The organism is Cellvibrio sp. PSBB023 (genome assembly GCF_002007605.1).
Classification (GTDB): Bacteria; Pseudomonadota; Gammaproteobacteria; order Pseudomonadales; family Cellvibrionaceae; genus Cellvibrio.
In genome coordinates this window covers 3,908,643-3,923,259 of record NZ_CP019799.1, presented here as the reverse complement: position 1 = coordinate 3,923,259, position 14,617 = coordinate 3,908,643, and the positions used below count along the sequence as shown (strand labels likewise).

The following is a 14,617-nucleotide window of genomic DNA, read 5'->3' as shown; positions in this document are numbered from 1 at the left end:
GCAGGTTTGATCAGAGAAAAGATTAAGCGAGATAAACCCGGGCAAACACAGCCTTGAGGTAATCGGTTTCGGGAATGGCTGGGTGAATGGGGTGGTCCGGCCCTTGGCCGCCCTGACCAATAATCTGCACGTGACGATCAAGATGACGACCTGACGCACGCACGATTTCCAGTAGCGTATCTTTACCCAAATGCATTGAGCAGGAAGCCGACACCAGCAAGCCATCGCGCCCCAGCAGGCGCATACCCAACTCATTAATATGGCGATAGGCAGCCTCACCGGCTTTTTGATCCTTGCGCTTCTTAATAAAGGCCGGAGGATCAAGCACCACCACATCAAAGCGCTCCTCGGAAGCGATAAGTTCTTTCAGCACATCAATCGCCTTGCCCTGAATAGCGGCCACCTTATCAGCGACGCCATTCAACTGGGCATTTTCCAACACCGCATCAGTGGCCGCTTCGGATGCATCCACACAGAAGACTTCGCTCGCCCCTGCCACAGCAGCCTGCACACCCCAACCGCCAATATAGGAAAACACATCCAGCACACGCTTGCCCTGCACATACTGCTGCAGCAGCGCACGGTTCATACGGTGATCGTAAAACCAACCGGTTTTTTGACCGCCGCGCACCGGCGCCATAAAACGCGTACCGTTTTCTACCAATTCAACCGACTCAGGCACCTCGCCGTAGGCAACCTCGGTATATTCCGACAAACCTTCCAGGCTGCGTGCACTGTGCTCATTGCTCAGCAAAATCCCCTGCGGCTTCAGCACCTGTACCAGCGCTTCAACTATCTCATCCTTTACCAACTCCATGCCGGCACCGGCAATCTGCACCACCAGATAATCGCCAAAACGGTCAACCACCAATCCTGGCAACAAATCGGCGTCGCCGTATATCAAGCGGTAATAAGGTTCGGCAAATGCCAATTCACGCAACGCCAATGATTGCTTGATACGGTGCACCAACAGGGATTTATTCAGCGGGTACTTTTCATCGCGACTCACCAAGCGCCCACAAATCAGTCCATTCGGATTGATCAATGCAATCCCCAAGGACTTGCCGCCCGATGTAGTCACCAGTGCCTGCTCCCCCATCGCAAAGGCTTTGAGCGGCGTTTTCTCAACATCCACTTCGTTGCTATAAATCCACAAATGACCCAGTTTCAACCGGCGATCCGCTTGGGGCTTCAATATAAGAACAGGCAAATTCATGATATGGCTCATCAGACAAAATAAAGTGGCGCGATTATAAGCCTTGTGCGACCAACTCACAGAAATAAAAAGGCACTAGGAACAAAATGCTTGGCGGCAAGCAATATAACCTCCGCAAAATGCTAAGAAACGCACAAATATCAGGATATATGCGCCAGCCAGCCCATTTTTTGAACATGCGGGACTTTATCATTATAGGGATATAGGCTAACGTAAGCTGTGGCGATAAGTGTCAATAGGCTCAAGAGCTTAGCGCTGATTGTTTATGCCATTTATATCATTGAATTCACTACCTGCATCCGCCTGAACTGCAATCCAGCGCGGTCGGTAACCTAGGAAGACACCATGCAAACCCTAAAAACAACGACGATCGTCAGTGCAGCGTTTCTAAGCCTGTTACTTTCCGCCTGCGGCGGCGGCGGCAGCTCCCCGCTAGATCCAAGACCAAGCTCTTCCGCCACTAGCAGTGCAGGACAATTGAGTTCAGGCGCAGCCAGTAGCATTGATACCGTCTCACCTGCTGATATTGGGCGAGGAGATGGAAGCACCTTTGTTTCCGGCGAAATCGCCACCAGCCACACCACAGCTGAGTTGGCAGCAGGTGCTGCAACAAACCTGTCGGTAAGCATTGTCAGCAGCACCAACACACTTGTCACCGCCCCCATCGAAGTGACCTTCAACTCGCGCTGTTTAGCCGCAGGTGAAGCCACACTGACATCCGGTGCAACCACCACAAATAAAGTATCTACCGATATAGGCCAAGCCAGAATCACCTATACCGCCAAAGGCTGTGTTGGCAACGACGAAGTAACAGCAACAGCTGTAATTGGTACAACCGCCAAGGTAGCGCGCGTTACCATTGTGGTAGCGCAAGATACAGTTCAATCCATTCGCTTTGTTGACGCTACGCCAGATAAAATCTTCCTTAAAGATAGCGGTGGCGCACAAACCTCCGTAGTACGCTTTTTGGTATTAGGTAATGCCGGTGCACCTATCAAGAATATTCCGCTCAACTTTGCGCTGAGCACACAGGTAGGCGGAATTGCATTGACCGCCGCCTCAGCAACAACTGACAGCACCGGCCATGCATCCACAGTAGTGCAAGCAGGAACAATTCCAACTGCTGTTGAAATAATCGCCACAGAAACAACTTCTGGCGTAACAGCTCGCTCAAATAAACTCTCTATCGGCACAGGCATGCCGGATCAAAACAGTATGTCCATCTCTGCCTCACGCTTTAATCCGCCAGGCTGGGATTACAATGGCGAAACCGTCAGTATCTCTGTTTATCTCGCCGATGCAGATAACAACCCTCCGCCAGATGGCACATCCGTTCAGTTTATTACTGAGGGTGGCACCATAGACCCTAACTGCACAACCACTAACGGCACCTGTGTAGTGACCTGGAAAAGTACAACTCCAAGACCCTCAAATGGACGGGTAACCATCTTGGCCACAACAGTGGGCAATGAGAGCTTCGAAGATGTTGATGGTGATGGTGTGTACACATTTGGTAAGGATATTTTTAATACCTTTAATAATGGTGGCAACTGCAATCCAAACGTTCCACTTTCAACAGCCGAGGCAACACCAGGCGGTAATGATGAGCCTTGCGACGACTTGGGAGAAGCCTACCTTGATGCCAACGAAGACGGCGAATATAACGCTGGTGAAAAAATAGTTGACTTCAATATCAACGGTCGCCATGACACCGAAAACGGAATCTATAACGGCGTCCTATGTGCAGTAGAAGGCGAAGGATGCACCAAGTCACCCGTCAATATTCGTCAGGACATTATTCTCTCCATGTCAAGCGAACGCCCTATGACCCAAAATGGCCGCCTGTTAGGGCAGCCAGAGTTTATTGAGATGGGCGCCAATGAAACAACCTCATTCAATGTGACACTTGCCGATATTAACGGTAATGCAATGCCAGTAGGCACGACGGTATCACTCAATACCAGCACTGCCAGCGATGTGACCATTAATCAAAGCATGAGCGGTGCCGTTCCAAGCACACTGAACCCAACAACGTTTACTGTCACACTCAAAGCAAGCGAAACCAAACGCCCAACGGGCAGCTTCAACATTGTTATTACCTCGCCCAAAGGACCAGCTTATAGCTTCAGCACTCGCTTGGTGCAAAAACCATTGGAGAACACTGCGGCACGCTATATCGGTAAAGGCTTAAGTCAAGCCTTTACCGCAGGTAAAATTGATGTAGGAATTGGCGATGCAGTATTACCGCCAAGCGGAACTACAAGCTTGTCTGTCAACCTTGTTGATGGCGACGGCAACCTGACCACAGGAAGCGCCGAGGTTGCATTTACCTCTGCATGTATCCGTGCAGGAACAGCCAAGCTTACCAACGGAAGCGGCGAAGAAATCACTAGCATCACCACTCAAACTGGCCGCGCCACAGTTATCTATACCGCCGCCGGATGTATGGGGACCGATGAAGTCACTGCAACATCTACCCTACCCAGCCTTATCGTTAGCACTGCAACAACAACCCTGACAATTACTGAGGTCTCTGCACAAAATATTGTGTTTGATAGTGCAACCCCAGGACAAATTAGCCTCAAAGGAGCCGGAGGACAAGAAACCTCTAATGTAGTATTTATCATCAATGGACCAGATGGACTTCCACTTGCAGGCGTTCCAGTAACATTGACCCTAAACAATAACGTCGGTGGGGTTTGCTTGGCAAGTGGAGGCACATGCACACAGCAAGTCAGTGCTATCAGCGCTATAAATGGCACTGTAGTAGCTCGCGTTCAAGCTGGCACTATTACAACTACTGTTCGCGTAACAGCATCCACTGAAACATCTAATGGAGATACAATCTCTACACAATCCTCTGGGCTAGTTGTGTCAACGGGCATTCCAGATCAGGACAGCATGTCGATTTCTGCATCGCAATATAACCCTCCCGTTTACACCGAAGGTTTTGAAGTCGACGTAACTATTCGCATGGCCGACGCATTTAACAACCCCGTACCTGAAGGGACTTCAGTGAGCTTTACCACATCAGGAGGATCCATCCAGAGCTCCTGTACAACGAATGAGGCTAGCGCATGTACCGTAAAATGGCGCAATCAAAGCCCCAGACCTGCAACAGGTAGAGTCACTATTTTGGCCACCGCATTAGGCAACGAGAGCTTTATTGATGCCAATAGCAATGGCATCTACGATGCTGGCGACATATTCTCTACCAGCGGTACTAGTTGCAACCTCAATGCCCCAACACCAACGCTGGTTGATCCGACAGACTCCTGTGATGATTTGGGGGAAGCTTACTTAGACGGCAATCAAAATGGTCTTTATGATCTTGGTGAAGTATTTGTTGACGTTTTTGGCCCAAATAACACATTAATCAAAGATGGCCTGAGAACAGAAGGTAACGGCATTTATGATGGAGCCCTGTGCCCAGCTACTGGAGCAACCTGTACTCGCAACAGCGTTACTGTACGTCAAGATTTGACCCTAGTACTGGGGCGTAGCGAAGCAGCTTCTGTAGGCAATCGATTAATTGGCCAGCCAGCAAATGTTGTTGTTGCAGCCAACCAAATAGAAACTTTTACAGTGATACTAGTTGATGCAAACGGTAACAGCCTGCCTGGCGGCACTGAAGTAACGTTAATTACAGACAATCTGGAAGGCGCATCTGCTACATTAAGCCCAACAGAAGTTATCGTGCCACTTAACATTCTTGGGCCAACAACTTTTGATGTAGTTGTTAAAGGGGATTCAGGAACACCGGCATCTGGACAGTTCCAAATTGAAGTAATAACACCAAATGGCGCCAAGAAAGCCTACACAACTATAGTTACTGCAATCTAACTCCTGGCACCTCACTAAAGCCCCGACTAACCTCGGGGCTTTTTTATTGCACCTCAATTTCACATACCCACCACAGTCATTTAGCACAAAACATTTCAGTAAGACCTACACACCAAGCAGCCTTGCCACGTTTTGCATAATCTTGTTGATACGACAGTGACTAAATTTCTTTAATGCAACAGCAACTATAACCACAATGGTTCGCGAATGACTTTATTTGCAATATCAAGCGGGATGCCTGTGCGCTTGAGAGCTAGCTACAAGCAAAATAAATTCAAGGTGAATTCATGAAGCCTTATACGTATTTGAAAATAATCTTCACCAAACTGCCAATCGCAGCAAGTCCCGAACAGATCGAGGGGTTGTTACTGTGGAATTACAGGGTCGAGAGTCAAATAGCATTTACATTAAAACTTCACAAGACTCAAATCTATGCCCATACAAATAAAAAAAGCTTGGGCAAATAAATCGCCCAAGCTTTTTTGGATAGCTACGACAAGCACAATAAGCTTGTATTATTTTGCAGCAGCATCGGCTGGCTTTTCTGGCACCAATAGACTGCGCATTTCAGCTAAACCACCGGGAGTATTTGTAATCAACTCTCCACGCTCGGTTAACGTTGATGCATCTTTAAGGTCGGTCACCAAATCGTAAGCAGCATCTTCAGGGCTTGCCGCAAACCACGTAGAGGCAAACCAACCAAATGGATCACTTACCACTTCCGGAGCAACAATCAACGCTTGCGCTTCGGTGATAGCACCAACAACAAAATCAACCATAACGTCTTGTGAACGATTAAAATCTACCGCGCCCAAAACCACTTCTTCCGGCTCTACTGGCACCTGCCCCTCAAACAGAATGCTGCCAATGATGACCTCATCTGTTGTTTTAAAGCCACCTGCACCTTTACGCGCAAACATATCAATGCCCACAAATTTAGGGGTTCCGGTCATATCGAAGCCCTCGGGGAACTCAGGCTCAACACTGATAGCCATCCACTCGCCATAGGTTAGCTCATCACCCGTCATATCGATTGGTGAGTTGTGGTGACTCCAATTAGCATCCTGGAAGAACATCTGAAAGTTGAACTCAGTATTGCGCAGCGACTCGGGGATAAACACATTCACGGTAACTTTAAAACCTTCGCCCAAATTCAATGAATCCAATGACGTCAGGTTATTTTTTTGCAAGCTGATGCGTTCAGCACCATCTTTTGATGACGCCACAACAAGCTCGCCATTCGAGGGAGTAAGCACAGGTGACGATGGAACACCATTATCGTCCGGCCAAGCGGTATTGCCCCAGCCATCTGCACTACTACTGAAGTCTGAACGGTATTGAACACCAAATTCAGTTTCCGTTGCGCCAGAACCAGCTGCACTGACTATCTGCAAGTTTTCAATCAGAATAGCATCGCCTTTAATTTGACCTGCTGCGAACTGACTAAACTGAATACCTAAACCATTGCCACCAGAAGCTGCAAACGACGCCAGCGTCGCTTCGTCAGGAGTAAAGGAATAATCATTCCACTGGCCAGGAATAAGATTCCAAGCGCCACCCCAACCACCGCCAGCCCAATTGGTTGAGTTAGCTGCAAAAATCCCCATACCAAAATTGGTAATGGAAGCAGGAATATAAATGCGTGCGGTCATCGTAAATGGTTGCGTCAGATCTACAACCAAACCAGTGCGTGTAATTTCAAACTGATCATCTTGCGGCACAAGTGAAAGCGCTTTTGTAGCTTCACCATCAACCACGTCAATGGAGGCTGTTTTGCCTTGCCATTGGGAGTTTTTCCACCCATCAACACCAGCACTAAAATCGCTGGCATAAACCACTGCCGGCCCAGTACCCTCAATCAGCTTAAAGTTATCAAACTTGATAGGACCAGCTACTGAGGATGGCTTGTCCTGAGCAGCAATCTCCACACCGACTGCTACCACTTGGGTCATGTCAAAACCGTCAGACACAAAACCAGCAGTAGGCATGCTCGCGCCAATTTTGTAAGTAATGCTATTCCAGCCAGAGGATGCGTTTTTCACCTCATCCCCTTTGATACTTGCATAGTTATCATTCACATCACGCAGGTAAAGCTGGTAGCCCATAGAGACTGCCCCTTCCATTGCAAGATAATCCGCGTTGAGATAGGCATCGTCGAAGCTGATGTCAAAACTCAGCTGTGTGTTTTGTAGATTCTGCGTCGCTGCAAAGGGAAAGAGGTAAGCGATTTTATCACCCGGCCCTTGCCATTGTGGATTTACAGACAGCGCAACATCGCCAAATGCGCCATCCAACACTTGCTCTACTTTGGCACCCTTCTCTACCACATCACTACCACCCACTTCAGTGATAATCACCGGTGCACGCTGGGCGCGAATAACATTCACGGCGTTGGAGATTTTGGTCGAGGTGTTATAGGTTTTGCCTTTGGCAGCCAAACCAAAAATGAGATTTTTCTCGGTATCTGCCGCCAACAATTCACGTACGCGGTTTGCGTCAAAGGCATTGAAATCCTCACCACAACCGGGGGCTTCGACCACCAGTGGCAACTTGAACCCAGCTTTACGGAAATCACGGATCAGGGTTTTGGTGTAATCCATGTATTCGCGATAGCCAGAGGAGGTAGGATCAAAAACCTCTTTAGGCCCCCAACCACGCGCAATACTGATCATCAGCATGGATTGGTATTGATCCTGTGCAATGATCGGACGAAATTTACCAAACCAAGTTTCCTTGGTCAGGCGCAATAGCTCCGCGCCGCTATCCTTACAATAGAGCGCTGGGTCGTTTAGTGTCAGGTTAATGAAGAGACCTTCGGTAGCAGCACGATTTAATGCCGCCTCCAGATTAGCCACTGGTGTTTCCGGTGTCAGTACCAAGCGAATAGCACCCGCTGACACCTTAGCAATTTCGCTCACCGCACCAAAGCGCTCAGTCGAATCAGCACCGTAATCCAATTCGATGCCAACCGGTAACACATGACGCTCGCCATCCGTCCACATGATTTTGGTTTCATTGGTACGCAACACGGGGGCATTCTCCGAGGGGCGAGCCGCCAACGGATCTTCTACTACCACCTCTGGTGTGAGCTTGTGGGTTTCTGAATCGGAACGACTCAGCATATCGCCACCGCCACAACCTACTAACAAACTTGCACCGATTAACGATGCCAATAACGTCATTTTTGTTCTCATAGAATTCTCCAAATCGCCTCAAACGGGTTTATCGTTTTATGCCGCTCGATTAATTAGAAAGTCAGATTCACGCCAGCAGAATAGCGGGTTTCCTGAACCCACAGACTGTGGAATTGGCTTTCATATTGGGTATAGCCTTTACGGCTTTGGCCGGTCAGGTTGGTGCCGTTTACAAACACATTGACGTAATCATTAATGTTGTAGGAAACGGACAAGTCCACATAGCCAGCAGGCTCCATCCAATTAGCCAAATTGAAAGCGTTGCCTGCTGCGTTATTCACGCCAGCCATACCGGCGTACTCTTCACTGCGCCAGTTGTAGGCCAAGCGCACATTGAGACCTTCGTAGTCGTACCAGAGAATCAGGTTGGCTTGATGCTCCGAGTTGGATACCAATGGTAATTGGTTGCCTTCAATATCCATATCTTCCGACTCTGAATGCGACCAAGTGTAGTTAAGCTCAACACCGGTACGATTGAACCAGCTGTCAAACATAGTGAATGGCTGCTTATAGCCAAATTCCACGCCGTACAAATCAGCTGCACCAGTATTGCGGGTTGACCAAATAGTCGCGTACTGATTGCGATCCATGCCATCCATATCCAGGAAGTGACGCTGCTCTTGATAATTCTGAACGGCAGTATCAACATCGATATAGAAAATACCCAAACCTAAAATGGCAGATTCATCGAAGTACCATTCAGATGACAGGTTATACACATTGGCCATCCAAGGTTTTATGTAAGGATCGCCTTTATCGCTACCCCCACCTACACAACCTACATAGTCAGCCACCAATGCGCCGGTATTAGGATCAAGAATCTGAACCTGATTACCGTCCTCATCAGTTTTCACACAACGGGAATACCAAAGCACCATTGATGAGCCAATAGTATCCATGTCGTTATTGGTCATGGTACGCGCTGCACTCGCACGCAAAATCACATCATCGCGCGGAAACAGGTTTACGCTGATCGATGGAAGCAGCTCAAGATATGAGTGATTGATCGTATCGGTTTCATAGACGTAGGCAATTTTCTGCCAGTCGTCATAACCAATAGAGTTAAATGAGTCGAGTACCTCAGGTACAACACTTTTACCTACCTCACGGGCAGTATGTGCTACCTGCAAACCAAGATTGGCGTTATAGGGAACACCGAACAGACCTTCATCATCATTGGCAAAGTTGAATTGCACATAAGCGTTCATGGTGTCTTCGGTAACTGCATAGGTTTCACCCGGCTCGTTCACTGTGCGAGTACCTGGGTATAGACGATTCATGAAATCGTAAGGTGAATCCCAGTTACTTGGCGCCAACGCTGCCACACCGTTTTCAAAGCCCTTAATGGGACCAAAATCGTAGAACACACTGGTATCGGCAGCGCTAAAACCATTGTCAACCAAACCACCGACATCGATCAAATTGGCATCAGTTTCAGAGAATACAAATTTGTACCAGTCGGGATATTTTTGCCAAACTGCATTACCCGGCAAGAGCTTGTAACGCTTGTCTGCAGGCACACGCGGATCGTTATAGTTGGAATAACGTCCAGTAGGCGTGACGTAATAGAACTTGTTGTAGTTAGCTTCGCGGCTACCGTAGCGTACGCCCATTTCCATAGACTCGACATGAGAAGCATCGAAGATACTCTTTACATCAATACGTGCGACATTCAGCTCTGCATCGGTGTTAAATCCTTCCGCAAAACCTTGATACTGCTTTAGGAAGTTCGCATCAGCCACATCGCCTTCATAAGAAAAGCTAGGGTAATCACCCCGGTAATCAACGGTCATATGATAGCCATCCACCGGGTCCTTACCGGGAATGCCATCGTCATCTACCCACAGCCAGCCAGGCGTTCCCTGCTGAAAAGTGGCCTTGCGCTGTTGCATTTCTGCCTTGGCATGAATGACGCGGAATTTGGCCTCGAATGACTCATGATCGGTATAGGCCACTTCAAAATTGGTGTTATACGCGGCAGTTTTTTCGACGGTATTTTTGGATACCGACTGAAAGTCCGCCGCCCACACTTCGGCAACCTGAAGCGTGTTGATGTTAATAGTTCGTGGATTACCCTGAGCATCGACAAATGAAATAGCAGAACCGGGAGAAACAATCGAGCCAGGCTGAAGGGCATTAAAGGTACCCTCGTAGGGATCCTTAGCCGGCGTATTGTTTACACTCCACGCATCCGGCGTTTGCTTGGCGTTAAATTGTGCCGATACACCGCGATCATATTTATCCATCTCTGTATAGAAGATATCGCCGCGAACGCTCCAGTTATCATTGATATCAAATACACCGGTTAAGGAACCGCCAAAGCGCTCCCGCTCAACAAACTGACTGCTCGCCGCAAATTGCTCGGGCACGATATACCAGTCATTAACCAGGTCACCATCGCCATCAAGATCGTACATATCGGTAGGTGTTCCGCCGGTCTGATCGAGAAATGCAAAGGTTTGGCCTTCCCACATGGAGTAGTTAGCGTTATAGCTTTCAGCGGCATAAAGTGAGCCAATGATCGAGAAATTATCACCATTATTAAAACCAGCAACCAGACCGAGATTGTAGTCAGGAGCACGGCGTGATTTGCTGCCATCTTCATCATATTCGCGCCCCGAGTATTCACCTGTGGCGCCCTCCAGACGAACCTTAACGGTAAGACCTTCATTCAACTTGCTTGGATCCCAAGTCTTAAGATCGACAACGCCGGAAATACCACCCGCCAACATGGAAGCATCTTGTGACTTGTACACATCCACACCAGAGATCAGTCCTGCAGGAATATCAGAAAAGTTAGCTTCTACTTTGTTGATACTCCATGGACTCAGGAACTGCTCGCCATTCAGAGTAGTTAATACCTGTGGCATGCCGCGCACATTGAGCGAGGTACCCTCACCTGCTTCACGTTTAATCTGTACCCCTGTCACTCGCTGTAACGAATCGGTAATGGTGGTATCAGGCAGCTTACCGATATCTTCCGCCACAATAGAGTCCACCACCATGGTTGAATTACGTTTGATATCAATCGCTTGTGCCTGTGAGGCACGCACACCTTTTACAATTACTTCTTCCAGATTCTCGTCGGCAGCGGGCGCCTGTTGAGCCAGTGCAGTGGCCGACAAGCCACCCAGTGCGCAGCTAATCGCTAGCACCAGGGCTTTTCTTCTGGGGTTAAAACCATTGGGTTTAATCATTGCTCACTTCCTCATATTGTTATTGGTATATCTAAAAAACGTGCACTGCTGGTCACAACAAAGCGAATAGGGATATCACGCGGATTTTGGTTCATGGGTATATCGCTTTTATTATTTGCCTCCCGTCCAGTTAACCTCAGGGGACATTTATAGCTTTTGGCAGACATGATAATGGAATAAAATGTAATCGGTTTCAACACAAATATGTTAACGGTTACATTTTGAAACGGCTGTATTTTTAATTGGAAATTGAAGATTCGGGATAAATTCACGCAGCTTTTATCTATTACTAGTGATACAAGCCTCTAATAATTATTAAAAAATCACTTTTTTTGCGTAAAAATCCGTTGCAAATACCTATACAAGCGAAGCAAACAAAATATAAAAATAATTTTACTGACAAATATTTGGCCAATAAAAATGTAACCGATTCCAATATTTTTGTTGCCATCGGTAACATTTTAAATGAGATGGGTAACCAACAAGGGAAACAAATGAGTAACCGTCGACAGCATCAAAAAGAACCGCAATAGAATGACAAGGTTGTCAATAAAGAACTGGATTCTGGGAAAGGAAAAGCAAATGCCCGACAAGAGTGTGCACACTCATTGTCGGGCATTTGTCAGGACGGTGCAGTTAAAAAGCTTATAACGCCTTATCTATAGCGGCTGCCAGCTTCGCCGAGTCAGGCTTGGTCATGCTGCCAAAGTGTTCTATGACCTTGCCATCTTTACCCAGCAAGTACTTGTTGAAATTCCACTTTGGCTGCTCACTCTGCTCCGCCAAGGCTTTGAACAGGGCATTGGCCTTGTCGCCAGTGACTGCGGTTGGTGACAACATAGTAAAAGTCACGCCGTAATTGAGATAGCAGATTTCAGCCGCTTTTTCTTCATCGGCATCTTCCTGCTTGAAGTCATCGCTGGCAAACCCAACGACAACCAAACCTTTTGCCTGGTATTTCTTGTGTAGCGCTTCCAACCCTTTGAATTGAGAAGTGAAACCGCAGTGGCTAGCAGTATTCACCACCAGTACTGTCTTGTTTTCCATCAACTCACAAATATTCACCATCTCTTTGGAGTGCAACTTGCGATACTCGCCCTGCATATACTCCGGGCAAGCCGCATAAGTCACTTGCGCCAAGGTCAGGGCAGCAAGTGCAATCAGTGGTTTCATCAGGCTTTTCACAAATCAATCCTCGTGTTGTGTGGTAGTTGGTTTACGCAGTGTAAGCCTTTTTGGATCCACCGCCAGTAGGTAAAAATTGGTTTAACCAATCCTTACGCGCTCAGCAACCTCTCCACACCCACCCATTTGGGCACAAACCCTCGGATACAAAAAAGCCAGAGCAAGCTCTGGCAAGTCACGGGAAGTTTATAAATAGAGTCATACATACCAAAGGGCGATGAAAAACGTCATTAACATAATGATATTGATCGAACACATAACCGGTATCAGTTTTTTGTTATTGCTTTGCATCGCCTTGCTCGCGTTAAACATTCGCCAGATAAAACCACTCAATGAAACACTAGCAGCTGTTTTTGGTAGCGACAATGATGACTTTTGGTAACGCCGAAAGTCGAACGGTAAAAAGAAGAGTATTCATAAAAAAGATCGGGTAGTTATTATTTTCTACACTAAAGATGCGTACTTTATTACCCAATACAATTAATTTACGTTAACCGAAGTAATTCATTATGCTTTTTAAAATTCAGTCCGCATCGGCGAATAAAATCTGCCAATTGCGCCATATCATGTAGAGACTTGTAGTGATCATCATTTTCACTAGCGCGCAATGGAGGGAAAACACCATAACCTGCAAGCAAACAGGCCCAGGATTTTGGTTGATAACTACCTATCAAATTATTGGCATACATATTTTTTGCAAAATCACCACCCGCCTGCCAGAAATGGAGCACTTGTTTTAGCACATCTGACAAATGTGTATTGGCCGCATTATCTTTCCAATAATCCGTATCTTTTCGCTGGTTCGCTTTGTAATGGCAAACAATATAATCCCTCACACCATCAAATCGTGCATTCATTTCTTTATTAAATTCATCTTCATATTGATTGGTATATGCGCCTTTTTCGTAACATTTAATAAACGCCGAAACAGTATTAAACGACAAGGCAAGTGCAGTTGCTTCTAATGGCTCAATAAATCCTTGGGACAAGCCTACAGCTACACAATTTTTTGCCCAATGTTTTTCAACTCGCCCTACCTTCATCTGCAAGTGTCTGGCAGCAACATCACTATCGAGCATACCCAAGTGTTGCCTGAGTTCTGCTTCGGCCTGGTCTGGCGTAATGTAATCGGCGCTGTACACATAACCATTGCCAAAGCGATTGGTTAATGGAATTTTCCATGCCCAGCCATTTGAAAGAGCTGTTGATTTAGTTTCAGGAGGTATGATTTCAGCCATTGCTGTCGGCATTACTACCGCCGCATTATTAAAGAGATTTTCTTTAAAACTTTTATAGGTGACTTTTAATGCACTTTGTAAAAGCAATGATTTAAACCCGGAGCAATCGATAAAAAAGTCAGCCGCCAACTGGCTATCATCATCCAGACGCACCGATGAAAGCTCGCCCGACTCATTCATTAGCACTTCTGTCACCGTGCCAAAAATACGCTTGACACCCCTGCTGACAGCTTTTTCAGCAAGATATTGCCCCAACAAACCCGAATCAAAATGGTATCCGTAGGCAACACCAAAAGGAAAATTCTCTGTTGGGATAGGGCCAAGATTTTTTTGGGTAATATAGGTTTCTAAAAAATAAGAATCCGGATGCGCATTCACGTTATAGCCTTGCATACGCGCATGAATGCTGCTTAAAAAAGCCGGGACAGTAAAAATGTCATCTGTTTGTGCAGGAAATGGATGGAAATAACTCTCGAATCCGGGAATGGATGACCAATTTACAAATGAAATACCATTTTTATAGGTCGCGTTACAACGAGGCATCCACTCTGATTCTTCAATGCCTACCTCATCAAAAAAGAATTTTAAATGGGGTGTTGAACCTTCGCCTACACCGATAATGCCGATGTCACTGGATTCCAGCAAACCAATTTCTATACCGCCCCAACGAGCGGCTAATAAATTAGCAGTCATCCACCCTGCTGTACCACCACCGACGATCACTATTTTTTGTGGCTTTTGCAT

The 14,617-nt window shown here is 46.9% G+C and carries 6 protein-coding genes; 1 reads left to right on the top strand and 5 read right to left on the bottom strand.

Going from position 1 to position 14,617, the window contains the following annotated elements; translation table 11 throughout:
* Window positions 1-22: 22 nt before the first annotated feature.
* A complete protein-coding gene (locus B0D95_RS16825; RefSeq protein WP_078044984.1) occupies window positions 23-1,216 on the bottom strand; it encodes a class I SAM-dependent rRNA methyltransferase in 1,194 nt (397 codons plus the stop codon).
* A 345-nt stretch (window positions 1,217-1,561) separates the two neighbouring features.
* Here B0D95_RS16825 and B0D95_RS16820 point away from each other — a divergent pair, with 345 nt between their 5' ends.
* Complete coding sequence (locus B0D95_RS16820) at window positions 1,562-5,059, top strand: hypothetical protein (RefSeq protein ID WP_078044983.1); 3,498 nt, start codon at window positions 1,562-1,564, stop codon at window positions 5,057-5,059.
* Window positions 5,060-5,574: 515 nt separating this feature from the next.
* Here B0D95_RS16820 and B0D95_RS16810 read toward each other — a convergent pair.
* From B0D95_RS16810 to B0D95_RS16790, 4 genes are all read right to left on the bottom strand, one after another.
* Window positions 5,575-8,253: a hypothetical protein gene (locus B0D95_RS16810; protein ID WP_149867944.1), complete on the bottom strand. Its 2,679-nt coding sequence runs from the start codon at window positions 8,251-8,253 to the stop codon at window positions 5,575-5,577.
* 53 nt (window positions 8,254-8,306) lie between these two features.
* A complete protein-coding gene (locus B0D95_RS16805; RefSeq protein ID WP_078044980.1) occupies window positions 8,307-11,450 on the bottom strand; it encodes a TonB-dependent receptor in 3,144 nt (1,047 codons plus the stop codon).
* Between the two features lie 645 nt (window positions 11,451-12,095).
* Entirely contained in the window at window positions 12,096-12,635 is a 540-nt protein-coding gene (locus B0D95_RS16795; RefSeq protein WP_244904607.1) for a glutathione peroxidase, read from the bottom strand.
* Between the two features lie 485 nt (window positions 12,636-13,120).
* Complete coding sequence (locus tag B0D95_RS16790) at window positions 13,121-14,617, bottom strand: tryptophan halogenase family protein (RefSeq protein WP_078044978.1); 1,497 nt, start codon at window positions 14,615-14,617, stop codon at window positions 13,121-13,123.

What these genes read in the sequence shown, in the direction of transcription:
- B0D95_RS16825 (WP_078044984.1), bottom strand. Translation starts at nt 1,216, where the DNA reads ATGAATTTGCCTGTTCTTATATTGAAGCCCCAAGCGGATCGCCGGTTG.
- B0D95_RS16820 (WP_078044983.1), top strand. Translation starts at nt 1,562, where the DNA reads ATGCAAACCCTAAAAACAACGACGATCGTCAGTGCAGCGTTTCTAAGC.
- B0D95_RS16810 (WP_149867944.1), bottom strand. Translation starts at nt 8,253, where the DNA reads ATGAGAACAAAAATGACGTTATTGGCATCGTTAATCGGTGCAAGTTTG.
- B0D95_RS16805 (WP_078044980.1), bottom strand. Translation starts at nt 11,450, where the DNA reads ATGATTAAACCCAATGGTTTTAACCCCAGAAGAAAAGCCCTGGTGCTA.
- B0D95_RS16790 (WP_078044978.1), bottom strand. Translation starts at nt 14,617, where the DNA reads ATGCAAAAGCCACAAAAAATAGTGATCGTCGGTGGTGGTACAGCAGGG.